The organism is Streptomyces sp. NPDC096310, assembly GCF_044763125.1.
Taxonomy (GTDB): domain Bacteria; phylum Actinomycetota; class Actinomycetes; order Streptomycetales; family Streptomycetaceae; genus Streptomyces.
In genome coordinates, this window is record NZ_JBIWFO010000009.1 from 173,784 (window position 1) to 197,805 (window position 24,022).

The 24,022-nt window shown below is 72.8% G+C and carries 22 protein-coding genes; 5 read left to right on the forward strand and 17 right to left on the reverse strand.

The window, feature by feature from the left end; genetic code table 11:
• Window positions 1–2: 2 nt before the first annotated feature.
• The 4 genes from ACIQ7D_RS19700 to ACIQ7D_RS19715 all read right to left on the reverse strand — a co-directional run bounded on the left by ACIQ7D_RS19700 (window position 3) and on the right by ACIQ7D_RS19715 (window position 4,157).
• Window positions 3–1,697 carry an ATP-binding protein gene (locus tag ACIQ7D_RS19700; protein ID WP_403939161.1) on the reverse strand — a complete coding sequence of 565 codons (1,695 nt, stop codon included), beginning with the start codon at window positions 1,695–1,697 and terminating at the stop codon, window positions 3–5.
• 425 nt (window positions 1,698–2,122) lie between these two features.
• Complete coding sequence (locus ACIQ7D_RS19705) at window positions 2,123–2,842, reverse strand: VOC family protein (protein ID WP_403939163.1); 720 nt, start codon at window positions 2,840–2,842, stop codon at window positions 2,123–2,125.
• Between the two features lie 170 nt (window positions 2,843–3,012).
• Window positions 3,013–3,408 carry a hypothetical protein gene (locus ACIQ7D_RS19710; RefSeq protein ID WP_403939165.1) on the reverse strand — a complete coding sequence of 132 codons (396 nt, stop codon included), beginning with the start codon at window positions 3,406–3,408 and terminating at the stop codon, window positions 3,013–3,015.
• Between the two features lie 98 nt (window positions 3,409–3,506).
• A complete protein-coding gene (locus ACIQ7D_RS19715; protein ID WP_403939166.1) occupies window positions 3,507–4,157 on the reverse strand; it encodes a DUF6629 family protein in 651 nt (216 codons plus the stop codon).
• Between the two features lie 396 nt (window positions 4,158–4,553).
• Here ACIQ7D_RS19715 and ACIQ7D_RS19720 point away from each other — a divergent pair, with 396 nt between their 5' ends.
• Together ACIQ7D_RS19720 and ACIQ7D_RS19725 are read left to right on the forward strand one after the other, a co-directional pair.
• A complete protein-coding gene (locus ACIQ7D_RS19720) occupies window positions 4,554–4,757 on the forward strand; it encodes a cold-shock protein (RefSeq protein ID WP_403939168.1) in 204 nt (67 codons plus the stop codon).
• Between the two features lie 143 nt (window positions 4,758–4,900).
• Window positions 4,901–6,430 (forward strand): DEAD/DEAH box helicase, encoded by a 1,530-nt coding sequence (locus ACIQ7D_RS19725; protein ID WP_403939170.1) that lies wholly within the window; start codon window positions 4,901–4,903, stop codon window positions 6,428–6,430.
• Between the two features lie 119 nt (window positions 6,431–6,549).
• Here ACIQ7D_RS19725 and ACIQ7D_RS19730 read toward each other — a convergent pair whose 3' ends face one another.
• The 6 genes from ACIQ7D_RS19730 to ACIQ7D_RS19755 all read right to left on the reverse strand — a co-directional run bounded on the left by ACIQ7D_RS19730 (window position 6,550) and on the right by ACIQ7D_RS19755 (window position 11,870).
• Window positions 6,550–6,927: a hypothetical protein gene (locus tag ACIQ7D_RS19730; protein ID WP_403939172.1), complete on the reverse strand. Its 378-nt coding sequence runs from the start codon at window positions 6,925–6,927 to the stop codon at window positions 6,550–6,552.
• 47 nt (window positions 6,928–6,974) lie between these two features.
• Window positions 6,975–7,277 carry an SCO5918 family protein gene (locus ACIQ7D_RS19735; protein ID WP_403939174.1) on the reverse strand — a complete coding sequence of 101 codons (303 nt, stop codon included), beginning with the start codon at window positions 7,275–7,277 and terminating at the stop codon, window positions 6,975–6,977.
• Between the two features lie 130 nt (window positions 7,278–7,407).
• Window positions 7,408–8,934, reverse strand: a complete 1,527-nt coding sequence (locus ACIQ7D_RS19740; RefSeq protein ID WP_403939175.1) for a DUF6056 family protein — start codon at window positions 8,932–8,934, stop codon at window positions 7,408–7,410.
• Between the two features lie 109 nt (window positions 8,935–9,043).
• Window positions 9,044–9,958 carry a glycosyltransferase family 2 protein gene (locus tag ACIQ7D_RS19745; protein ID WP_403939177.1) on the reverse strand — a complete coding sequence of 305 codons (915 nt, stop codon included), beginning with the start codon at window positions 9,956–9,958 and terminating at the stop codon, window positions 9,044–9,046.
• A gap of 368 nt (window positions 9,959–10,326) precedes the next feature.
• The gene (locus ACIQ7D_RS19750; protein WP_403939179.1) at window positions 10,327–11,025 is read right to left on the reverse strand and encodes a 4'-phosphopantetheinyl transferase; all 699 of its coding nucleotides are present in this window, start codon (window positions 11,023–11,025) and stop codon (window positions 10,327–10,329) included.
• On the reverse strand, window positions 11,022–11,870 hold the full coding sequence (locus tag ACIQ7D_RS19755) for a metallophosphoesterase family protein (RefSeq protein ID WP_403939181.1): 849 nt from the start codon (window positions 11,868–11,870) through the stop codon (window positions 11,022–11,024). Before ACIQ7D_RS19755 ends, ACIQ7D_RS19750 begins: the two co-directional genes overlap by 4 nt.
• Window positions 11,871–12,132: 262 nt before the next feature.
• Here ACIQ7D_RS19755 and ACIQ7D_RS19760 point away from each other — a divergent pair, with 262 nt between their 5' ends.
• Entirely contained in the window at window positions 12,133–12,888 is a 756-nt protein-coding gene (locus ACIQ7D_RS19760; protein WP_403939182.1) for a thioesterase II family protein, read from the forward strand.
• A gap of 142 nt (window positions 12,889–13,030) precedes the next feature.
• On the opposite strand, the gene ACIQ7D_RS19765 is transcribed toward ACIQ7D_RS19760, so the two are convergent.
• Window positions 13,031–13,780 (reverse strand): hypothetical protein, encoded by a 750-nt coding sequence (locus ACIQ7D_RS19765; RefSeq protein WP_403939184.1) that lies wholly within the window; start codon window positions 13,778–13,780, stop codon window positions 13,031–13,033.
• A 393-nt stretch (window positions 13,781–14,173) separates the two neighbouring features.
• Between ACIQ7D_RS19765 and ACIQ7D_RS19770 the strand changes: the two genes are divergently transcribed.
• On the forward strand, window positions 14,174–16,222 hold the full coding sequence (locus tag ACIQ7D_RS19770) for an FUSC family protein (RefSeq protein WP_403939186.1): 2,049 nt from the start codon (window positions 14,174–14,176) through the stop codon (window positions 16,220–16,222).
• Window positions 16,223–16,303: 81 nt separating this feature from the next.
• Here the strand turns inward: ACIQ7D_RS19770 and ACIQ7D_RS19775 are convergent, their stop codons facing one another.
• Complete coding sequence (locus ACIQ7D_RS19775; RefSeq protein WP_403939188.1) at window positions 16,304–17,263, reverse strand: zinc-binding alcohol dehydrogenase family protein; 960 nt, start codon at window positions 17,261–17,263, stop codon at window positions 16,304–16,306.
• A gap of 151 nt (window positions 17,264–17,414) precedes the next feature.
• Here ACIQ7D_RS19775 and ACIQ7D_RS19780 point away from each other — a divergent pair, with 151 nt between their 5' ends.
• Window positions 17,415–18,341: a helix-turn-helix transcriptional regulator gene (locus ACIQ7D_RS19780; RefSeq protein WP_403939310.1), complete on the forward strand. Its 927-nt coding sequence runs from the start codon at window positions 17,415–17,417 to the stop codon at window positions 18,339–18,341.
• Here the strand turns inward: ACIQ7D_RS19780 and ACIQ7D_RS19785 are convergent.
• The 5 genes from ACIQ7D_RS19785 to ACIQ7D_RS19805 form a co-directional block, all read right to left on the reverse strand.
• Window positions 18,338–19,624 (reverse strand): acyltransferase family protein, encoded by a 1,287-nt coding sequence (locus ACIQ7D_RS19785; protein ID WP_403939189.1) that lies wholly within the window; start codon window positions 19,622–19,624, stop codon window positions 18,338–18,340. The genes ACIQ7D_RS19780 and ACIQ7D_RS19785 overlap by 4 nt on opposite strands.
• A gap of 83 nt (window positions 19,625–19,707) precedes the next feature.
• The gene (locus ACIQ7D_RS19790) at window positions 19,708–20,745 is read right to left on the reverse strand and encodes an ABC transporter substrate-binding protein (protein WP_403939191.1); all 1,038 of its coding nucleotides are present in this window, start codon (window positions 20,743–20,745) and stop codon (window positions 19,708–19,710) included.
• 57 nt (window positions 20,746–20,802) lie between these two features.
• Entirely contained in the window at window positions 20,803–21,720 is a 918-nt protein-coding gene (locus ACIQ7D_RS19795) for an ABC transporter ATP-binding protein (RefSeq protein WP_403939193.1), read from the reverse strand.
• Window positions 21,721–21,744: 24 nt separating this feature from the next.
• Window positions 21,745–22,869: a FecCD family ABC transporter permease gene (locus ACIQ7D_RS19800; protein ID WP_403939195.1), complete on the reverse strand. Its 1,125-nt coding sequence runs from the start codon at window positions 22,867–22,869 to the stop codon at window positions 21,745–21,747.
• The gene (locus ACIQ7D_RS19805; RefSeq protein WP_403939196.1) at window positions 22,866–23,966 is read right to left on the reverse strand and encodes a FecCD family ABC transporter permease; all 1,101 of its coding nucleotides are present in this window, start codon (window positions 23,964–23,966) and stop codon (window positions 22,866–22,868) included. Before ACIQ7D_RS19805 ends, ACIQ7D_RS19800 begins: the two co-directional genes overlap by 4 nt.
• Between the last annotated feature and the right edge of the window lie 56 nt (window positions 23,967–24,022).

Sequence of the window (24,022 nt, forward strand, 5' to 3'; positions counted from 1 at the left end):
GCTCACGTCAGTCCTTCCGGTGAATCGGGGGTGGGGTACGAAAGGCCTCGCTGGCCCTGGTGGGGTACGGAGTGGCCCTGATGCGGTACGGGGTCGGGCGACGGCACGGACCGGCCGCCCTCGATGAACTGCTCCATCCAGTCGCCCGCCTGTTCGGGCGTGCCCGGCGGGGTGGCCGCGACGGGACCCGCCTCCACCGGCGCGTACTCGTCGCGCCGCGAGCGCCGCTGCGGCAGCCTCCGTACGAGGGAGGCACGCTCCGGCGCGGGCCGCAGTACGGACTCCTGGACGTACGGGCTCACGGCGTCCGCCATCGCCTCGGCCACCGCCGGGACGGGCGGCGGCGGTTCGGCGGAGGCGACCGGCGCGGAGAATGCCACCGGTCCGGGTACCCCGGCGGGTTCGCGCCCCGCACGCCCCTCCCGGACCGCGGGATCCGCCGTCGAGGCCGCCTCGGACACGGCCGGGGATCCCTCCGCGACGGGCACCCCGGACCTCCTGCGGACGAGCGGCACGGCGGCCGTACCGGCGGGGGGAAGTGTCTCCAGCACGTCGCGGGGGACCAGAACCACCGCGCGGACCCCGCCGTACGGGGAGGGCCCGAGGTCGACATGGAAGCCGTGCCGGTCGGCGAAGCGGCCCACGACCGCGAAACCGGTCTGCGGGATCTCGCCGACCTCGCCGACCCCGAGGAGCCGGCGGCCGGAGACGATCTCGCGCGCCTCGGCCAGCCGGTACTCGTCCATGCCGAGACCGCCGTCGTCCACCTCGACCACCGCGCCGCGCTGCACCGTCCGCACGGTCACCGGCACCGCCGTGCGCGGCGGCGAGTACTCGGTTGCGTTGGCGAGCAGCTCCGCCAGCAGGTGGATCAGCGGCTCGACGATCGACGGGGTGACCCCGAGGTCCGGGTCGCCGGTCACCTGCACCCGCTGGTAGGCGACGATCCGGCCGGAGGCGGCGCGCACCACGTCCACCATCGCCAGCGGCTTCTGCCACTGCTGTCCGGGCCATTCGCCGCACAGCACCTTGAGACTCTGCGCGTGCCGGGCCTGCTGGGTCGCCGCGTGGTCCACCCGCATGGTGGTCTCCAGCAGGTCGGCGTCGCCGGGGAAGCGGTCCGCGAGGCCGGTGACGGCGGCCTGGATCCGGTGCGCCGAGGTCTGCACCCGGCTCGCCAGCTCCACCAGGGCCAGACGCTGGGACTCCTCGCGGTACTGCACGGCACCGGTGACCGAGGAGAGCAACAGATCGAATCCGTCGCTCACGGCGCGCCCGAGCTGTTCGCCGCCGTGCAGCGGCGCGGGAATCTCCGAACGGGTGAGGGCCGCGGGCAGCCGCTGGTTGACGAGATGCTCGACCTCCTCCTTCACCAGCTCGGCCTGGTGCTTGGAGCGCTGCTCGGCATGGGCGCGCCAGCCGGTCTCCCGGCGCACCGCCTCGGCCTCGCGCTCCCTGGCCTCGTCCAGGAACCGGGAGGCGTCGTACTCGGCCCGCTGATGCCGGCCGCGCAGCACCGCCAAGGCGACGAGCAGCAGCGCGGCGGACGCGCCGTACGCCACGGCCGCTCCGGTACTCATGCGGGCGAGGGGCACCAGCGGTATGGCGAAGGCCACGAGCGCGACCACGAGGGTGGCCGGCCAGAGCCACGGTGAGCTGCCCCGGGGCAGAGAAGGGGGCGCGGGGGAACGTGCCATGGAAAACCTTTGGGTTCGCTGAGGAAACGTGGTCCGGCAGAGGTCACCCGGTGGAGGTCACGGGAGGTGTCGACGGTGCGCGGCCGGTATGACCTGGCGCGGGCCCAGGGGGCGGCGGACGCCGTCGGCCTCACCGTGTTCATGCGAGTTGATCATGGGTTGAACTACCTCTTCACCAGACGTTGTTGGGGATCGTATCCCCGCCGGACCGGTTCTGAAGTAACTTAACGAATACGGAGGGTCACGAAAATAAATCGACCGTTATCGACTGATGCCGACAGAAAAAGACTGCCGCTGACTGGCGCTGCCTGTCTGCGCGGGACCACCGGCGATCGGTTCGGCCATCTGGGTGCCGTCGGCGCGTCACGCGCTCGATCGGCCGCATCTTGTTCGTCACCCGCGCGGGGGACGCCGGACGCCCCGCCTCACGCGACGACGGTGAACAGGCCCCCGTCCGGGTCGCGGAGCGTGGCCTCGTGGCCCGAGTCCGAGACGGCGGGCGGCGCGACGACGCCGCCCCCGGCCGCCGCGGCGGCCGCCGCCGCGCAGGCCACGTCGGCCACTCGGAAGTAGACGTGCCAGCGCGGCCGGATCTGCGGGTCGGGCGCGCTCTCGACGGCCCCGCCGCGCAGCGCGGCGACCGTGTGCGTACCGTCGCGGACCAGCACCTGGTCGTTCTCGTAGTGCACCTCGCAGCTCCGCCGCTCGTCGGAGCCCCAGGAGAGCACCTGCGCGTAGAAGATGGCCGCCGCGAAGGCGTCCCGGGTACGCAGCTCCAGCCGCGCCGGCCCGCTGCCCCGGCCCACCGACCAGCCCACGACGGTCCTGCCCTCCCAGAAGCCGAACACGGCGCCGTCCGGGTCGGCGGCGAGGGTGGCGCGCCCCGTGCTCATGGCGAGGGGGCCCACCGCGACGGTCGCCCCCCGCTCCCGGATACGCGCGGCGGCCGCGTCCGCGTCCTCCACCGCGAAGTACGGGGTCCAGGCGACGGCGGCCTGCAGGCTCGGGGCCAGCGCCCCGATCCCGCCGACGGCCCGGCCGCCGGAGAGCGCCACGGAGAACGCGTCGCCCAGCTCGGTGGGGCGGAAGGTCCAGCCGAGGACCGCGCCGTAGAACTCCTGGGCGGCGCGCAGGTCGCGGGCCATCAGACTCACCCAGCAGGGGGCCCCGGTTACGGCCTGTGGTGACGCCGGCATGGCTCTGGTCCACTCCGTTCTGGCGGGTCCGCGGGAGCCGTCCTCGGCACTCCCGTAGCCATGGTTCACCCGGGCGGGGCGCCGCGCACGTCGGCGCCCCAGGAGCGGGCCGTGTGCCGTCAGGCGGAGGCCGGTGGTGGCACCGCGGCCTGCACGGGCTGGACCCCCGGCTGCACGGAACGCTGCGCCGCCTGGTCGGGGACGGAGCCGTTGATCTTCTCGATCGCCTGCCGGGCGTGCTCGCCGGGGGTACGCGACGTCAGCGACGACACGGTGGAGGCCGGGGCGGTGACCGGCCAGTCCTGCGCGGGCTTCGCGTGGCCGGCGGCGGCCCGGGTGCGCAACCGGTGGCTCGCGGCCTCGTCCAGACTGACGGGACGTTTCATCTGGGCGGCCAGCCGACTGGCCTCCTGCCCCAGCGAGGCGACGTCCTCCCACCCCAGCCGAACCACCAGACGGAGTTCGGCCTCCCCGTCGGGCAGCGCGCGGAGGGAGGTGTTGACGGCGTCATTCATGGACTGATCCTCTGGGTCTCGGAACGGAACCCTGGCGGAGAGGGCCGCACCGCGGGCGCGGGTGCTGCGGAGTGATACGGGCCACCGCCACCGCGTGTTCACCCCCGTGGCCGATTGCCGCCGTTCGCCGGGCGCACCGCCCCGTCCGGCGCGCGTCCCCGTACGAGCAGCACGACGGAGGCCACCGCGGCCAGGGCGCACCAGGTGGAGACGTACTCCAGACGCCACAGCGCCGCGCAGAGCACCGCGCCGAGCGCCACCACCACACCCAGCAGCCGCACCCACCGGTCCCCGCCGAGCAGCAGGGCGCCGACCGTGGCGACCAGATAGCCAGCGACGAGCGGCGCGGCGTACGGCAGGTCGATCACGTACCCGACCGTGTGGCCCCGGATCTCGGCGGTCACCGTACGGCGCGTGAGGGCGTACGCCAGGGCCCCGGCCGTGGCGAGCCCGACGGCCACCGGAACCGCCAGCCGGCGCCGCGCCGCGGGCGGCGCCGCGAGCAGCACGGCCACGGGTACCCATCCGGCCAGCAGGGGCAGCGCGACAACCGCCCAGGCCAGGGTCGCGGGACCGGAGCCTCCGCCGGCCCGCCACACGGCGGCCTCGATGATCTGGTGCGCCCCCAGGATCAGCGGCAGCGCGGCGAGCGGCAGCTCACGGGCCGAGCGCACCCGGACCAGACAGGCCGCCCCGATCGCGGTGATCGCGGTGCCCGCCACGAGGTCGGCCGTCGCGCTCCAGCACATGACGCCTCTCAACATAGGCGCGGACGTGCGGAAGGGCTCTCGCGCGCCGGACCGGCCGCCCCGGCGTCCGGAGCACGTTCCACCGCGGGCCGGGGCGGCGCAGGCGATTCCTGAATGTCTGTGGCCGCCACCGCAGAAATAATCTTCATGCCCGGTGAACTTTTGTGGTGCGACCGGCGGAGTGCTAAATGCGCGCCGTACCGGATGCTCACCCCGTGCTACTGTTGATCTCAGTTGCGGTTGTGGTTCCCAAAGACTTCAAGTGCTCTTACCGGTTTCTATGCCGGTGGGTGCGCTTTTGTATTTCTGGAGATTTCTCCGGACGGGGTAATCATCGCGGCGGCGTGGGGTACGCACAGTGCGGGCCCCCGGGGATCACCCCGAAGGAGATCAAACATGGCCAGTGGCACCGTAAAGTGGTTCAACTCGGAAAAGGGCTTCGGCTTCATCGAGCAGGACGGTGGCGGCGCTGACGTCTTCGCCCACTACTCGAACATCGCCAGCCAGGGCTTCCGTGAGCTGCAGGAGGGCCAGAAGGTGACCTTCGACGTGACGCAGGGCCAGAAGGGCCCGCAGGCGGAGAACATCGTTCCCGCCTGACGTCGAGCGTTTGACGTAGCTGGGGCCCGCACCCTTGAGATGCGGGCCCCAGCTGCTTTGTATTTATCCGGCTCGTTCTTGCGATTCTCCGCGCGGTTTCTGCCTGGGAATTCTCGATACGTGCCCATCGAGAAAGGTTCTGAATGAACCGCGCACCGCGCACGAACGACCGTTACTCCCGTACCCGTTCCGGTGGCCCCGCCGCCGGTCGGGGCGGCCGCTTCGGCGGTCAGCCCGCCGGCCGCTCGGGCGCCCCGGGCCGCTCCGGTGGCTACGGGCGGCGCCCCGCCGCGCCGAAGGGGGAGTTCGCGCTCCCCGTGACCATCACCCCGGCGCTGCCCCCGGTGACCTCCTTCGACGAGCTGGACCTGCCCGCCGAGGTACTGAAGACGCTCACCGGACAGGGCGTCACCGAGCCCTTCCCGATCCAGGGCGCCACCCTGCCCAACTCGCTGGCGGGCCGGGACGTGCTGGGCCGGGGCCGCACCGGCTCCGGCAAGACCCTCGCCTTCGGCCTCGCGATGCTCGCCCGTACCGCCGGCCAGCGGGCCCAGCCGCGCGAGCCGCTGGCCCTGGTCCTCGTCCCCACCCGGGAACTGGCCCAGCAGGTCACCGACGCGCTCACCCCCTACGCCCGCTCCCTGCGGCTGCGGACGGCGACCGTCGTCGGCGGGATGTCGATCGGCCGGCAGGCCGGCGCCCTGCGCGGCGGCGCCGAGATCGTCGTGGCCACGCCCGGACGGCTCAAGGACCTCATCGAGCGCGGCGACTGCCGGCTGGGCCGGGTCGCGATCACGGTGCTGGACGAGGCCGACCAGATGGCCGACATGGGGTTCATGCCGCAGGTCACGGAGTTGCTGGACCAGGTGCGTACCGAGGGCCAGCGGATGCTGTTCTCGGCGACCCTGGACCGTAACGTCGACCTGCTGGTCCGTCGCTACCTGCACGACCCGGTCGTCCACTCGGTCGACCCGTCCGCGGGCGCGGTCACCACGATGGAACACCATGTGCTGCATGTGCACGGCGCCGACAAGTACGCCACCACCACGGAGATCGCCGCGCGCGATGGCCGGGTGCTGATGTTCCTGGACACCAAGCACGCCGTCGACCGGCTCACCGAGCACCTGCTGAACAGCGGCGTACGCGCCGCCGCGCTGCACGGCGGCAAGTCCCAGCCCCAGCGCACCCGCACCCTCGCGCAGTTCAAGACCGGCCATGTCACGGTGCTGGTGGCCACCAACGTCGCCGCCCGCGGCATCCATGTCGACAACCTCGACCTCGTCGTCAACGTCGACCCGCCCAGCGATCACAAGGACTATCTGCACCGCGGCGGCCGTACGGCCCGCGCGGGGGAGTCCGGCAGCGTGGTCACCCTGGTGCTGCCGGGCCAGCGCCGTGAGATGACCCGGCTGATGGCCGACGCGGGCATCACCCCGCACACCACCCAGGTCCGCTCCGGCGAGGCCGAACTGCACCGGATCACCGGCGCCCAGGCACCGTCGGGTGTCCCCGTCACCATCAGCGCGCCGGTGGCCGACCGCCCGCAGCGCGGCGGCCCCTCGTCGCGCGGCCGGGCCCGGGGCCGTTCGCCGCAGTCGCGCCGTAACGCCGAGCAGTCCGCGGCCCGCGCCGCCGCCGCGCAGCGCCGCGCCCCCCGGGACAACGCCGCCTGACGGGGCGTGGAGCGCGCGCTCACACACGGGGAGGGCCCCGGTACCGATCGGTACCGGGGCCCTCCCCGTGTGTCACGGACGGACGGGGGCTCGGTCGGGCGCGGGCGCGCCGCGGGTGCTCAGCCGTCGGAGTAGCTGACGTCCCCCACCGTCCAGGCGCTGACGTCCTTGACGGCGATACGGTACATGCCGCCGGTCTCCGGGATGCCCAGCGTGCCCTGGAGGATCCGGGCCACATGGAAGTGCAGATGGGTGGGCGGCTCGCTGCTCCGGCGCGGGCGGGCGCCCCGGTCGGGGGAGACGAAGATGGCGGCGAACGGTGCCAGACGCTCGGAGTCCTCCAGGACCTCCGCCACGCGCTCCCGCCATACGGCTTCGGGCGCCAGGCGGCCCGTGAGGACGGCGCCCTGGACGACCACGGTGAGGGACATCTGATTGCTTTGCTCGGACTCCACGGTGGTGGCGATGTCAACAAGCAGATGATCAGGCTTCGACATGGGCGCCGACTCTACTACGCCCACGGCCGCCCACGGGGGCGGTCCGGTCAGTCCTGGGCGGCCGGCCCCAGCAGCGCCGAGGCAGTCTCCAGCGGGGTGAGGGGCGCCGCGGGCTCGGGAGTGGCCCGGCAGGTGAAGCCGAGCCGGGTCAGTGCGCGCGTCACCTCGAAGGCGGTGAAGTCACGGCGGTCCTGCCGGGTGATCACCTCGCCCACCTGCTTGACCGGGTAGCTGCGGCGGCCGATGACCACGGACTCGCCGGTGATCGGCTCGGGCTTGACGCCCTTCATCGCCTGCTGCACCTCGCTCTTGGTCAGTTCGAAGGGAAAGCGGGCGATGACGCAGCGCATAATGCCTCACGGGGAAGAAGGAGAAGTGCGGGAAAGCTCAGCATCCCACACGCTTTTGCGGGCGCGGACCGGGATATTCACGCCGGGCCGGGACGAGCGCCCGGTGCGCCGCCGCGGCGGCGCACCGGGATCACGGCACCTTCCCCGGCGCGAAGGTGACCCGCGACAGGTGGTAGTACGCGGCGACACACCGGGCGGGCCAGGGCCTGTGCCGATGGCCGCCGAACGGTTCGCCCATCCCGCTGATCGGCACGGGGTGGTACGGCAGGACCCGCGCGCCCCGCGCCGCGTGCTCACGCAGCCACCGGTCCTGGTGGTCCCAGCGCTCCGCCCGTACGCGCAGATCCTGGCCCAGATCGCCGACGGGGACGGCCAGTCCGGCACAGGAGGCGGCGCACACCACGGCGCCGGCGGCCGCCACCGCACCCGTACGCCACCCGGCGCGCCGCAGCGCACGCCCCAGGAGCGCGCCCGCGCCCGTCAGCACCAGGACGTACAGCAGGAGATAGTCGTTCCAGGTGCGCGCCGCGCGCGCCACGCCCTCGCCGAAGAGCGGATACGTGAGGACCGTGCAGAGATAGCCGGAGACGACGACCGCGAGGGCGCCGGTGACCAGCGGGACGGCGGGACGGCAGGGCAGCAGCACAGACGGGTGCGCGGACCGGTCCCGTACGAGCAGCCCGAGGAGCAGACCGGCGGCGACGGCCCCCACGTACTGCCAGGTGGTCAGGACCGTGCCCAGGATCTCCAGGAAGCCGTGGAACGACTCCGCCAGCGAGGCGGGCGCGAACAACTCGCCGGTCGCCGCCCCGTAGCGCTCGCGGCGCTGCCGTGACCCCGGGGAGGTGACCAGGACGACCAGACCGCTCATCACGCCCGCGAGCCCGGTCAGGCACCAGGCCCGCGCGTACGGCCGTACGCGCGGGACGAAGAGCCTTGAGCGCACCAGCAGTCCGGCCATGAGCGCCACCAGGGCGACGGCCGAGGTCTCCTCCGAGAGCGTCCCGAGGAAGCAGCCGGTGACGAACACGGTGGCCAGGGCGGCGCGCCGGCCCCGGCGTGAGCGGGCCCACGCGAGGGGGATCACCGCGGCGCAGGCCAGCACCGGTGCCATGGTGTGCGAGACGGAGGAGGCGGGCCAGTAGAAGGTCTTGTAGATGTTGAGCGTCGGGAAGAGGAAGACCACGGCCGTCATGGCCGCCACGAGCAGCGGGACACCGCGCGGCGCCGTGCGCCCGGCCAGGCGCAGCACCGTACGGACCGTGCCCCACAGGAGGGCCAGCATCACGACGGCGCTGACCGCGGCGAACCACTCGTGTCCCGCGATGCCGGGCTTCGCGTACAGCCCGACCAGCAGACCGTTGCCGAGCCGCCCGTTGTCCGTGCCGTAGAACTTCCCGATCAGCCCCGTGACGCCGTGGTCGCGCACCTGGGGGAGGAAGCACCAGTCGTCCGCGCTGGGGCGGACATGGCGGCCGAGCCAGGCCGCCATGGCCAGCACGGCGAGGGGCAGCGCCGCGAGCGCGGGCGGTCCGTATGTCCGTCGGCCGCGCGGGGACCGCCCGTGTCCCGGATCGGGGCCGGGCGCGGGGACGGCCGGTTCGGCCGGTTCGGCCGGCTCTCCGGGGAGGATGACGCTCGGCGCGCCCGTGGCCATGCACACCACTGCCTTTCGGGGCTTCGGGGGAGCGGACACGACCTGGGGCCTCTCGTTCGCCTGAGCCGGCCTGATCCGGTCTGATCCGGCCGGCGCGGGCCGGAAGACCTCAGTGGGCGGCCCGGTTGCGCGGTCCGACGCCGATTCGGGACTGTTCCGTTTCGCGGACCACGTAATGCGGGCGGTGTTTCGCCTCGTGATAGATGCGGCCCACGTATTCGCCGATGATGCCGAGCGTCGCGAGCTGGATTCCGCTGAGTGCCACGACGGAGGTGATCAGGGTGGTGTAACCGGGCGCGTCCACCCCGTTCAGTGCGACATTCGCGATGATCCACAGGGCGTAACCCAGCGCGGAGAGGAAGAGCCACAGCCCGGTGTGGATCGCCAGCCGCAGCGGGCGGCTGTTGAAGGAGAGGAGTCCGTCGATTCCGTAGTTGAGCAGATTCCGCCCGCCCCATTTCGACTTTCCGGCGGCCCGCCGCACATTCCGATAGGTGAAGCTCGCCGTGTCGAAACCGATCCAGGAGAAGATCCCCTTGGAGAAGCGGTTGGACTCCGGCAGCGAGAGCACGCTGTCCACCGCGCGGCGCGAGAGCAGCCGGAAGTCCCCGGCGCCGTCGACGACTTCGACCTCCATGCAGCGCCGCACCAGCCGGTAGTAGGCGAGGCTCAGCGCGGTGCGCAGGGCGCCCTCGCCCGCGCGGTCGCGCTGGGCCACGACCTGGTCGTAGCCGTGGCGGTGCAGATCCAGCATCCGGGGGACCAGGTCGGGAGGGTGCTGGAGGTCGGCGTCCATCAGGATCACCGCGTCGCCCCGGGACATCCGCAGCCCCGCCAGCATGGCCGCCTCCTTGCCGAAGTTACGGCTGAAGGAGGTGTAGCGGACCCGTGGATCGGCGCCGGCGAGTCCGCTCAGCAGCAGCCGGGTCCCGTCGGTGCTGCCGTCGTCCACGTAACAGATCTCGAAGGTCTGCCGGGTCGGTTCGAGGGCGGCGAGCAGAGCGCTGTGAAAGGACCCGAGCACTTCGCTCTCGTTGAAACACGGTACGACAATGGAAACCTGAAGCATGGTCATCCCACTTCACATGGCTGATTCGGCAGGCGCGCCCAGAGGGGGCGGGGCGGAGGAATCAGCCGGATATGCCGGCGTGGAAGGAGTGGGAATGCACCGCGCGTTACCCGGCTTTCCGCTCGCCGGGATTCTGCCGCCGCATCGTGGCCACGCCGTTGCCTCCGGTCCGTTCCTCAGGCCTATTGCCGGTGGCAACCATAGGATTAATCTATCTTCAGCTCAATGAGACATGCCGGACGGCGCGGTGCTTTCGCGCCGCGCCGTCCCCGCGAGCCGACTCGCGTTCCGTCGGTCCCGCGCTCCGTCAGTTCCGCGTTTCGTCAGTCTCGCGTTTCGTCAGTTCCCCGCCCCCGCGTGGCCGGGAGATGGATCGCGGTCACCACCAGACCGCGCTCCGCGATCCAGCGGCCGGGAAACACTCCGACGCGCCGGCCGCCGACCAGCGGTCCTGGTACCAGCAGCTCGGCGCTGAAGCTCCGTTCGGCCGGGTCGATGGCGATCCGCGCCTCGGAGAAGTCCAGTTCGATCCCGGTGAGCGGGTACCAGACCTTGAAGACGCTCTCCTTGGCGCTGAAGAGCAGCCGGTCCCAGCTTGTCCCCGGGTGCCGCTTCGTCAGCAGCCTGACCTGCTCGGTCTCCTCCGGCAGCCCGATGAGGTCCAGCACGCCGTCCGGCAGCGGCGCGTCCGGCTCCGCGTCGATGCCCACCGACGCCGTCCCGTCCGCCCGCGCCACGGCGGCGGCGCGATACCCGTCGCAGTGCGTCATGCTGCCGACTATCCCGTCGGGCCACCGGGGCGCCCCCCGGTGGCCCGGCAGCAGCGGTACCGGCGGCTGACCGAGCCGCAGCAGGGCGCGGCGGGCCAGCAGCCGTACGGTCGTGAACTCCCGCTGCCGTTTCGGCACGGCCTTCGCGACCTGCTCCGTCTCCTGCGCGTACACCAGCTCGCCCGGGCCGGGCCCGGGGTCGTCGTACGCCGCCTCGCAGGCGACCGTGGAGGGAAGTACGGACTCGATCACCAGGCACTCCGGTCGTCAGGGACGGGCAGGATCTCCCGCAGCGGGACCCTCGGCGGCCGGGGGCGCCACTCGCGCGGATAGCCGACCGAGACCTCCTCGAAGCGCACCCCGTCGTGCCAGGTGACCCGGGGGATGTGCAGATGGCCGTAGACGACGGCGGCGGCGCGGAACCGGGTGTGCCAGTCGGCGGTCCGCTCCGTGCCGCACCACTGGGCGAACTCGGGGTGGCGCAGCACCCGGGTGGGGTGCCGTACCAGTGGGAAGTGGTTGACCAGGACGGTACGCAGACCGGGATCGACGGCGGACAGCCGCCGCTCGGTCTCCTCGACGCGCGCCCAGCACCACGCGTCCCTGCCCTCGTAGGGGTCCGCGTGCAGGAAGTACTCGTCGGTGCAGACGATGCCCGCCTCGTGGGCCACGCGCAGCGACTCCTCCGTGGTGGTGGCGCCCGGGGCCCGGAACGAGTAGTCGTAGAGCACGAACAGCGGTGCGACGGCGACCGGACCGCCCGGGCCGCGCCACACCGGGTAGGGGTCCTCGGGCGTGGCGATGCCCAACTCCCGGCACAGCTCGACCAGATGCAGATACCGCTTCTCACCACGGAGATCGCACGGGTCCTGCGGATGGGTCCACAGTTCGTGATTGCCGGGCGCCCACACCACCTTGGCGAACCGCTCGCTCAGCAGCCGAAGGGCCCACGCCACATCGGCGTACTTCTCGGCGACATCGCCCGCGACGATCAGCCAGTCCTCGTCGGACTCCGGGCGCATCCCCTCGACCAGCGCGCGGTTCTCGTCGTACACGACATGCAGATCGCTGACCGCCAGGAGTTTTCCGTCGGGCACGCTTCTGTCCTTCCGGGTCGGGCTCGAACGCCGGTCCGGGCGCCGGTCGTTCCCCCCCGAGGTTACGGGGGAAGCCCGCCCCGAAGTGCGCGGACCGGCTGTGAAATACCCCGCTCCCTTACCCGGTTGGGGACCCGCCGGGACGAGCGGGCGGGTGCATGGTCATGCTGACGGGCGGCGTACCGCCGCAGTAGAGTGACGACGGCCCAGGGCCAGGCCCCGGTGCCCGGCCCGTATGCACGCACCAGGAGGATGCGACACGATGGCGACGTCCACCGAGGAGAGCCTGTGGATCCGGTGCTTCCACCCCGCACCGGAAAGCCCGGGACAACTCCTCTGTTTTCCCCACGCGGGGGGCTCGGCGTCCTTCTACTTCCCTCTCTCCGAACAACTCGCCCCGGTGGCCGAGGTGTTCGCGGTCCAGTACCCGGGACGCCAGGACCGGCTCAAGGAGAGCAGCCCCCGCGACATCGGGGTGATGGCCGACCGGATCTACGCGGCGGTCCGCACCCAGCTCGGTGCCCGGCCGACGACGTTCTTCGGGCACAGCATGGGCGCCGTCCTCGCCTTCGAGGTCGCGCGGCGCTTCGAGGCCGACGGCGGTGAGATCTCCCGGCTCTTCGCCTCGGGGCGGCGCGCCCCGTCGCGCCACCGCGACGAGGACGTGCACCGGCGCACCGACGACGGGATCGTCGCCGAGCTGAAGTCGATGTCCGGGACGAACACGGCGCTGCTCGGGGACGAGGAGATCCTCCGGATGATCCTGCCGGCACTGCGCAGCGACTACCAGGCCATCGAGACCTACCGGTGCGCGCCCGGTGTCACACTCCGTGCCCCCATCTCCGCGTTCACCGGCGACAGCGACCCGAAGACCTCGCTGGAGGAGGCCGAGGAGTGGCGAGGACACACCACGGGCGCCTTCGACCTCAGGGTCTTCCCCGGCGGCCACTTCTATCTCAGCGCGCAGGCGCCCTCGGTGGTCGCGGTGCTGAGGGAACACCTGGCGTCCGTCGCCTGAGCCGACGAGCCGCCGGGCCCGGTCGGGCGTGGCGGGATCTCCGTACCGTCCGTGCACGGTGCGGACCGGCGGTGGCCCGAGCCACCGCCGGTCCGTCCGGGGCGTGCGGACGGAAGGGCACCGGGTGCGGCGGCGCCGATCGTCAGCTACCGGAGGCCTGGTAGAGGCCGCGCCCGGCCCGGTGGGCGCGGGAGGTGCCGACCAGCCGGTCGAGGGTGCTCCGTACGGCGTTGATGCTGCCGGGCGTGGCGTCGCGCCCCAACTGCGCCGCCACATCGCGGGCCCGGACCGGGTCGCCGCCCGCCGCGGCGAGGATGGCCAGGATCTGGTCGGTCAGTCCGGCGCCCTGCGGATCGCCGGCGGCGGGAGCCGACTTCTTGGTGGTGGCCCCCTTCGCGGACTTGGCCGGGGCGGTCTTCTTCGCCGGGCGCTTGGTCTCCTTCGGCGCCTTGGCGGCCGTCCCGGTCTTCGCCTTGGCCTCGGAACCGGCCGCGGCCTTCGTGGCCTTGGCGGCGCCGCGCGCCTTCCCCCGGGCGGGGGCCTTCTCGGCGGGAGCCGTCCCGGCCGGAGCCTCCTCCGCGGGGGCCTTCGCGGCCGGGGGCTCCTCGGCCGGTGCGGCCTCCGGCGCGGTCCGCGGTGCCACCAACCGCGGCTCCGGTGCCGGCGCCGCCTCCACCGGCGCGGCCATCGGTGCCACCGCTTCGGCCGCCTCCGCGGCGGGGGAGAGCGCCTGGAGCGCGCCCAGTGCGGTACGCACCGACTCCAACCGCTCGGTGACCGTGGCCAGTTCCTTCTCCAGGGCCTGCTGGTGTGATTCCAGTTGCGGGAGTTCCGAGCGGAGAAGCGCCGTGGTCGCCTCGATGGTGCCCGGTGTGCGGGATGTGGAAGTCATGGTGTCGCCCTCTCGTCCTGGCCGCCGCCGTTGCCCCCGTCGGCCGCCTCTGGCATGCAGCCTAGGCCCTGTGGTGTGTCGTGTTGTGGCAGGAACGTGTGAACGGTCTTCACTCATTGCTTCGGACTGCCCGAACTCGCCCTGTGCGCAGGATGGTTCACGCTCCGCTCGCCACACGGCGCACGGCCGGGCCACCGCAGGTGACCGGACCGGCGGTGGGACCCGTGAGAGGTGTGTGGCGTGTTGCCGTGACGAACGCTCTCGCCGGAAGGACATCCGCCCGTAACGGAACAGCGGCTCGAACGGACAGGTGTGCTGTTACGGTCGGAGAGGTGCGGTCGTCGCTGCCCGCCGGTCCGCTCACCCGCCCCCGACCGGTCGCCCAGGAGACTTGTGATCGCCTTCCTCCCGCGCCGTCCCCGCTCCGCACGCCGCGCCGTACCCGCCTGGCTCAGCCATCCGCTGGGCTGGCGCTCCGGCCCCGTTCCCCGGGCCGCGGTGGTCCGCGGCGCGCTGAGCGCGGGCCCGCTGCTCGCGCTCGGTGTGCTGACCGGTGAGGTCGGCCCGGGCGTTCTCGCCGCGCTCGGCGCGATGCTCGCCGGCGTCAACGACCGCCCAGGCACCCGCCGTACCGGCGTCGTCCACATCGGGCTGCCCGCGGTCGCCGGGGCCTTCGGACTGCTGAGCGGCGGACTGCTCGCGGACAGCGGCGGCCGGTGGGCCGTCGTGCCCGCACTCGCCGTGGTGGGCTGGCTCTCCGGCGCGCTGAGCGTCGCAGGGCCGGTGTGGTCGGCGGCGGCGATGCAACTGCTCGTCACCGCCTCCATCGGAGCCGGAATGCCACTGGCGGGCCCGGCGTGGCTCAAGGCGACCTGCTATCTGGGCGGCGCCGCCTGGCTGTTGCTCCTCCGGTTCCTCCTGCGCACTCCCCGTCTGCGCCGGGGCGCCCGGTGGGACGGCGAGCGGGAGGCAGTCGCCGCCGTCTTCGACGCCCTCGCCGATGTGCTGCGCGCCGTGGGCGGTCCTGACGCCGGGGCCGCCGGGCGCCGGCTGACCGCCGCGCAGCAGCGCGCGGACGAGTCCGTACGCCTCATGCGGCTGCTGTCCTGGCCGGCCAGGACCGGCGGCTCGGCCGCCGCGCACCGGATCGTCGCCCGCTTCGGTGCGGCGACCGCGCTGTGCGAGGCCGGGACAGCGCTGCTGTGGGAGGGCAGGCCACTGCCCGCCCAGGTGGCCGAGGGCCCCCGCAGGCTGGCCGCCGCCGTCCGTGCGGACGGCGCGCCCGGCGCCCTGCCGAGCCCGGCCTCCGACACGGTCCAACGCGGTGCGTTCGACCGCGCGTTGCTGGACGCGGCGATCGCCTTCGACCGTACGGAACCGGCCGGCGGGCCCCCACCGTACGGAACGGTCCCCACCCCGCCCAGGGAGCCGCGCACCGTCCGCCGGCTGCTGGGCCGTGTGTTCGCGCCCGCGCGCCGGGAGAACGGGCTGCGGGTGGCGCTCTGCGTGGCGGCGAGCACCGCCGTCGCCCTGAGCCTGCACCAGGACCACTGGTACTGGCTGCCCGCCACCGCAGCGTTCCTGGTCAAGCCCGATCTGGGACCGCTCTTCTCCCGGGTGGTGAACCGTGTCGCGGGCACCGCCGCCGGTGTGCTGGTCTTCATCCTGCTCACGGCCTCGGCGGCAGGCCTCGGCAGCCCCTGGTGGGTGATCGCCGTGGTGGTGACGGGCGGGGCGCTGATCCCGGTGGCCACCCGCCACTTCGCTTTCCAGACCGCGGTCGTCACCCTGCTCGTCCTGTCGTTCCTCCACGTGGCGGGGGACACCCAGGCGACCGTGGCACGGCTGCTCGACACCGCGCTGGCCTGCGCCATCGTGCTGCTCGTCGGACACCTTCCGCACCTCACCGATCCACGGATACGCGTCGGCCACCGCTTCGCGGTCACGCTGCGCAGCACGGAGCGCTACCTGCGCCATGTACTGGACACACCGCCCGCCGACGACACGCCCCACCCCCCGGGGGCGCCGTACGGAAGGGCGACTCCGGCAGCGCCGAGCGGTGGCGACGCGGCCGGTGTCGCGCTGCGCCACGCCGCCTACCGCGCGCTCGCCGAGGCGCGGGCCGTGGCGGAGACGGCCGCGGCGGAGCTGCCGGGGCCGTACCGTACCCACCGCCACGACTGGCCGGCGGTGGTGGCGCGCGCGGAGCGGATCGTGGAGGCCGCGACCGTCTGTGCCGTACGCGTCGAACAGGGGGTGCCGCCCCCGCCGCCCGCCGAGGTACGGGAGGTCACCCGGGCGCTGGCCGCGATGGCCGACGCCCTGGAGAAGGGCTGCCCGCCGGCCGCCGCGGCCCTGCCGCCGCCCCCGAGCCGCTGCCGGTCCCTGCGGGACGTGGTGACCCACCTCCACGGGATCCAGGCCCTGACCACGGCGGCCTGACCCACCGCCGTGGTTCAGGCCGCCGTGCGATCGAGCCCGGTGCGCATCGACCCGCGCACCACGCCCCACTGACCGCACTCGTCAGACGGAGCCGCGCGGCACCGTCACCACGTGCTTGCCCACGACGCCGCCGCGCTCGAACGCCTCATGGGCCGCGGCGATGTCCGCGAGCGGATACACGCTGTCCACCACCGGGCGCAGCGCACCCGACGTGACCTGGTCGGCCACCTCGCGCAGCACGGGCGTTTCGGGGTTGGCGCTGAAGGTGCGGATACGGCGGGAACCGTGCACGCTGGAGGCGGCGATCGCGGCCAGGGCCGACGGGGACAGTCCGACGGTGACCATCCGGCCGCCCTTGGCCAACCGGCTTCGGTAGCAGTGCAGTTCCGTGCCGACGGTGTCGACGATGACATCGAACGGTCCGATCCGGTCCGAGGTGGTGGAGCCGTGGTCCAGGACCTCGTCGGCGCCCAGGTCGGTCAGGATCTCGGCGTGCCGGTCGCGGGCCAGCGCGGTCACGTGGCCCCCCATGGCGTGCGCAAGCTGCACGGCGGCCGTACCGACCCCGCCGGCCGCGCCCCGCACCAGGACCCGCTCCCCGCCCGTCAGGCGCACGCTGTCGCGCAGCGCGATCAGCGCCGTGGACCCCGCGACCACCAGGGCTGCCGCCTCGACCGACGAGAGGTCCGCCGGGGCGTGCGAGATACGCTCCGCGGGGACCGCGACGTACTCGGCCGCCCCGGCGACGGAGTGCCGCTGCCGGGGATGCACCATGCCCCACACCCGGTCCCCGGCCCGGTAGCCCTCGACACCGGCGCCGGTCGCGGCGACGGTTCCCGCGAAGTCCAGTCCCGCACCGATCGGGAAGCGGCGTCCCGACACCATCTTCACTTCGCCCGCGCGGACGATCACGTCGTGTCCGTTCACGCTGGACGCCTCGACCGACACCAGCACCTCACCCGCGCCCGGGGCGGGACGATCCACGTCATTGATCCGCAGTACGTCCGCCGTACCGAAACTCATGATCTGAACGGCCTTCATGTCGCAGTCCTTCCGTGACCGGCTGTGGTGTGTCCGATGCTGGCCCCTGCACGCCGCATCACGGTCGTTCGCCTTTTCCTGGGTCCGGCAGACCCACCCTCGCCGACCGCACCGGCGCCATACTGGTGCCGTGACCGACTCCTCCCACGCCATGAACGACGATCCCCGACGCGAACTCGCCGACTTCCTGCGCACCCGCCGAACTCGGTTGCGACCACAGGACGTCGGCTTGGAGCCCGGCCCGCGGCGGCGCGTCGCCGGGCTGCGACGGGAGGAACTGGCGCTGCTGGCCGGGGTGAGCCCGGACTACTACCAGCGCATGGAGCAGGCACGCGATGTCCGGCCTTCCGCACAGGTTCTGGACGCCCTCGCGCGCGCACTCAACTTCTCCGCCGAGGAGACCCGCCACCTGCACAGCCTCGCCGCCGCCGCACGCGTCCCGGCCCGTCTGCCGCGTTCGTACGAGCCGGAGGAGGTACCGGACACCACGGTACGACTGCTGCACGGCATGGCCTCGCCCGCTCTGGTCATCGGCCGTTTCCTGGACGTGCTCGCCTGGAACCCGCTCGGCGGCGCCCTGCTGGGGGAGTTCACCCGGCAGCCGTGGAGGGAGCGGAACCTGCTGGCGCTGTTCCTGCGCCCCGAGGCCGACCGGACGTGCCCGAACCGGGCGGACACCGTCTCGGAGCTGATCGGGATGCTCCGGACGCAGGTCGCCGCCGATCCGGGTCACCCGCGCGCGGTCGAGTTGGTGGGGGGACTCGCGGTCCGCAGCGACGAGTTCGCGGCGCTGTGGGCCCTCCACGACGTCGCGGAACCGACCCGCGGTCACCTGCGCCTCGACCACCCCCTGGTCGGCGAACTGAACCTGGATTGGGACGCCTATCCGATACCGGGCGGCCTCGGCCCCGCGCTCATGGTCTGCACCGCTGCCGAAGGCAGCCCCGACGCCGAACGACTCCACCTGCTCGCCGGCCTACTGGGCGCCCAGGGAACCGACGCGGAATCCGTCCGGCGGACCAGTACGCGCGTGGACCAGTGGGCGGCCCCTTCGGGACCTCCTCCCGAGCGCCACTAGCTCTTCTTGCGGCGGGTGAGCGGCCGTTCGATCAGCCGGTACGAGGCGAGGGCCGCCAGGAAACTGGCCGCGACCGTGGCGGCCCCCTGCCAGGCACCGAGACCCAGGTCCGACATGAGCCGGGCCAGTGGATAGTGCCACAGGTACAGGCCGTAGCTGAGATTGCGCCCGACCCACACCAGGGGGGCCAGGGAGAGCGACCGGGACAGCCAGGTGTCGGGGCGCAGCTCCAGCGCCGCGACCAGCGTCGCCGACAGCAGGCCTGTCACCAGGAACCCGACGGTGTACCAGGGCACGGTCCAGGCGCTGGCGCCCGTCATCGGCACCTGCCAGACGATCAGGGCGAGCAGCGCCAGCGCGGGCCAGGCCAGCCGCCCCGCCCACCGCCCCAGCGCCACGAGCCGCGGATGGCCGGTGGGCAGCCGGGCGACCAGTACGGCCAGCAGCGCACCCGCCAGCAGTTGGTCGGCCCGGGTGTCCATGCCGTTGTAGATACGGTGCGCGGCGTCCGGATTCCACAGCACAACACGCCACACCACGGGCAGCAGGCACACCACGGCGGTGCAGATCAGCACCGTACGCGCCCGGAACCTGCGCAGGAGCAGCAGCAGGAGCGGCGGCCAGACGAAGTAGAACTGCTCCTCGACACCGAGCGACCAGGTGTGCGACAGCAGGGAGGTGTCACTGGAGTAGACGCCGGGCTGGGAGGCCCTGACGATGTTGACGAGGAAGGTGGCGGCCAGCACGACGGCCGCCCACGCGCCGTCGAACGAGGGCAGCCGGGTGGTGAGGGCCAGTACGGCGCAGAACGCGCAGACAGCGAGCAGCGCCGGCACCAGCCGCAGCCAGCGCCGCCAGTAGAAGGACCGCATCGCGACATCGCCGGTCCTGGCGAACTCGGCGAGCAGCAGCCGGGTGATCACGAATCCGCTGATGGTGAAGAAGACGTCCACCCCGAGCGCGCCGCCGGGCAGCAGATCGGGCTGGAGGTGGTAGACGATGACCAGCACGACGGCCAGCGCCCGCAGCCCGTCGACCCCGCGCACCCGGCCGCCCCGGCGCAGCGCTCCGGGGAAGCCGCGCCCTCCCCGGTCGGGCCGCCCGTCCGCCCGTACCGGAAGGAGCCCCAGCGCGAGCGTCGACGGCGCGCCGCCGTGGCCGGTGCGCCGGGGCAGTTCCGGCGTGCCCCCGCCGGGTCCGGCAGGTCTGTGCCGGCCCTGCTCCTCGTCGGTCGCGTCCTCTCGGCCCGTGCGCGTGGCTGTGTCGGTAGGTGTGCTGTCCATCCCGTGCCCGTGCCCGGAAAGTGAACGGCCACGCGGTTGTTCATCGAAATCTCAGAAACGCGCGGCCGTCCGGGTGAAGGCGGTTACGTGAGGGGCGCGGCGAACAGCGGGACGACCTTCTCCAGCGCGTACGCCACCGAGAGCACCGAGTCCGTCGCGAACGCGTTGCTGAGCGTGGGGTCGTCGAGCATCACCGAGCGGCCCGCCTCGACGGAGGGAACGGCCTGGTAGAGCGGGTCGTCGGTGACCTTCTTCGCGTCGACGCCGATGGGCGTCATCACCATGAGGTCGGAGTCCAGCAGATCCAGGTTCTCCCGGCTGACGGGGATGGAGAACGACGCGCCGGCCTTGGCGTCGACGGCCGGGTTGTTCTTGAAACCGAGGCGTTCGACGAAGTCGACACGGCCGGTTCCGTGGACGTACGCGCCGAACTCGGCGGACGTCCGGGAGCCGAGGGTGATCGTCTTGCCCTTGAACTCGGGGTGGGCGGCGGCGGACTTCCGGAACGCGCCCTCGGTCTCGGCGATGAGCCGCTTGCCCTTCTCGGGGATGCCGAGCGCGGTGGAGATCATCTCGGTCTGCTTGCTCCACGAGATCTTGTACTGGTCGCCGCCCTTCGGCACGCCGATGGTCGGGGCGATCTTGCTCAGGGTGTCGTAACGTCCCTGGTCCCCGCTGGACTTGGTGTCCAGGATGAGATCGGGCTGGAGCGCGGCGATCTTCTCGAACTGGGGCTCCAGCGTGCCGATGATCTCCGGGCTCTTCTTGTAGAGGCCCTTCGCCCAGGGGCCGACGCCGTCGCCGCCGAACGCCAGCCAGTCGCTGGCCCCGACGGGCCGCACACCGAGCGCCAGGGCGGCCTCCGCGTCGCCCCAGCCCAGCGCCACGATGCGCTGGGGCCGCTCGGAGACGGTGACCTCGCCGAACTTGGTCGCCACCTTGGCGGGGAAGGCGCCGTCGTCCTGGGCGGACGAGGAGCCCTTGGAGGTGTCCTCGGAGGAGGACGAGCCGCAGGCGGCCAGCACGCCGACGAGCAGCGCGGTCAGAGCGGCCGACAGGGCGCCGGGAACCAGCCGCGACCGGCGTCCAGGGGTGGTGCGAAGGTTCTTTCGAAAGGACATGAAATTAGGTTAGCCTAACCTCAGATCATTCCGTACGTGTGGGGCGCGGGTGTACCGTCACCGGCCCCCCGCGGGCTCCCCGGGCACCGGCTGTTCTTCGGGCTCCCCGGGCACCGGCTGTCCTTCGGGCTCCCCGGGCACCGGCTGTCCTTCGGGCTCCCCGAGCACCGGCTCCCCGGCGATGTGGTGACGGCCCATCGGTACGATCATCGGCGTCAGCGACGCGGGGTCCTCGGTCACCGAGCAGCGCATCCCGAACACCTCCGTCACCAGGGCCGCCGACACGATCTCCGACGGCGCCCCCTCCGCCACGATCCGCCCGTCCTTCATGGCGATGAGATGGTCGGCGTACCGGCAGGCCAGGTTCAGATCGTGCAGCACCACCGCGATGGTCGAGCCGTACGCCCGGTTCAGGTCGGTCAGCAGATCCAGCACGTCGAGCTGGTGGCTGATGTCGAGAAACGTCGTCGGCTCGTCCAGCAGCAGGATGTCCGTACGCTGCGACAGCGCCATGGCGATCCACACCCGCTGCCGCTGACCGCCGGAGAGTTCGTCCACCGGCCGCGCCGCCAGCTCCAGCACATCCGTCGCCAGCAGCGCCTCCGCCACCGCCGTGTCGTCCTCGGCCGTCCAGCGCCGGAACCACCCCTGGTGCGGATAGCGGCCCCGGCCCACCAGATCGCTCACCGTGATGCCGTCCGGGGCCACCGGGCTCTGCGGCAGGATCCCCAGCACCCCGGCGACCTCCTTGGTGGGCATCGCCTGGATGTCCTTCCCGTCCAGCAGCACACGTCCGGCGGTGGGCGCCAGCAGCCGGGCCATCGAACGCAGCAGGGTCGACTTCCCGCAGGCGTTCGGACCGACGATCATCGTGATCCGGCCCGGCGGTATGTCGACGCTCAGCCCGGAGACGACCTCTCGCCCGTCGTAACCGAGGCGGACGTCCCGCGCCCGCAGTGTGTGCTCCGCACTCATGTGCAGATCCTCCCCTTGTCTCACTCAGCCGCCCCTGCCCGCCCGGTTGGCGCGGGCCAGGAGCCACAGCAGATAGGGTGCGCCGATCACACCCGTCACCACGCCGACCGGGAACTGGGTGGAACCCAGCAGATGCTGTGCGGCGAAGTCCGCGACCAGCACGATCAGCGCCCCGGTCAGCGCGGCGGGCAGCAGCGCCGCGCCCCGGCGCGGCACCAGCCGGCGGGCGATCGGCGCGGAGACGAACGCCACGAACGCCACCGGGCCCGCCGCCGCCGTCGCCACCCCGGCCAGCGCCACCGCGCAGAACACCAGCGCCAGCCGGGCGCGCTCCACCCGGGTGCCGAGCCCCACCGCGGTCTCGTCGCCCAGTTGCAGGGCGCGAAGGGGCCGCGCCGCGAGAAACGTCGGCGGTACGAGAAGCGCCAGGGCCACCACGAGCGGCCGGAGCTGGTCCCAGGAACGGCCGTTGAGGCTGCCCGTCAGCCACGCGAGCGCGTTCTGCGCCTCGGACAGGTCCGAACTCGTCAACAGGTGCGAGATCATGCTGGACAGCGCCGCGCCGATCCCGATGCCCACCAGGACCAGCCGGTACCCGGCGACGCCGCCACGCCACGCGAGCGCGTAGATCGCCGTCGCGGTCATCAGCGCACCCAGCAGGGCGCTGGCGGAGAGCGCGTAACCACTGGCACCGAACGCCACACTGGCCAGCACCCCGGCCGCGCCCGCCCCCGAACTGATCCCGATCACGTCGGGACTGGCCAGCGGGTTGCGCAGCAGCGTCTGGAAGACGGCGCCCGAGAGCCCGAAGGCCGCCCCGACGAGCAGGCCGATCAGCGCGCGCGGCAGCCGCAGTTCGAGGATCACGAACCGGGCGCCCCCGTCCCCGCCGCCGGCCAGCGTCGCGACCACCTCGCCCAGCGGGACGAACAGGTCGCCGACGGCCAGCGAGACACACAACGCGGCCAGTACGGCGGCGCCCAGCGTCCCGCAGACCACGGCGGACCGGATCCTCCCGGAACGCCGTGCCCGTACGACATCCGCCACGGCGGTGGTCAGTCGCGCGTCCGGCCGTTCCGGCGAACGGCCCCCGGTCCTGCCGTCCGGCACGGCCGGGTTCTCCACGGCTCCAGCGGTCAGATCCCTCACAGCTCCACCAGATGACGACGGCGCACCAGAATCACGAAGGGCACGGCCCCGAGAACCGCCGTCACGATCCCCACCTGCACCTCACCGGGCCGGGCGATCAGCCGCCCCACGATGTCGGAGACCAGCATCAGCACGGGCGCCAGCAGCGCGCTGTACGGGAGGATCCAGCGGTAGTCGGGTCCGGTGAACATCCGGGCCGCGTGCGGGACGACCAGGCCGACGAACGCGATGGGCCCGACCACCGAGGTGGCCGTGCCGCACAGCACCATCACCGTCGCCGCCGAGACGAGCCGTGTCGTGCCCACCCGCTGTCCCAGCGCCCGCGCGAGATCATCGCCCAGCGACAGCGTGTTGAGCCGCGGACCGAGCGCCAGCGCCAGCACCACACCCACGGCGATGAACGGCAGGGCCGGCCAGAGGAGTTCGGCGTCCCGGCCGGCCAGCGAACCGACCTTCCAGAACCGGAACCGGTCGAAGACCATACGGTCCGTCAGCAGAATGGCGGTGGTCACCGACCCCAGGATCGCGCTGGTCGCCGCCCCGGCCAGCGCCAGCTTCACCGGCGTGGCACCGTCCCGGCCCAGCGAACCGACGCTGTAGACCAGTACGGTCGCGGCGAACGCGCCCAGCAGTCCGAACCAGATGTACGCGGACGGCGAGCCGAGGCCGAGCAGGCCGATCGCCGTCACCACGGCCACCGAGGCGCCGGCGTTGACCCCGAGAATGCCCGGGTCGGCCAGCGGGTTACGGGCCACGCCCTGCATGACCGCCCCGGCGAGCCCCAGCGCGATGCCCGCCATCAGCCCGGCGACGGTACGCGGAACGCGCTCCTCCCGGACGATGAGCTGCGCCTTGTCGGACAGATCCCGCTCGAACAGGACCCGCAGCACATCGCCGCTCGCGGCGTCACCGGAACCGAACGCGAGACTCGCCCAGACCGCCAGCACCAGCAGCCCCGCGGTCACCAGCAGACCCGCTCCCAGCAGCGGACGCCCCCTGCGCGCTCGGGGAGCGGTGGCGCCGGGCTCGTCGGTGGGTTCATCGGCGGACCGGTCGGCGGAGCCGGACCCGGCCCGGGTTCCGGAGTGTGCCCTCACGCTTCGTGGGCCTTCGCGCGGAGCGTCCCACCACCGTGCATCTGGCATGCCCTCAC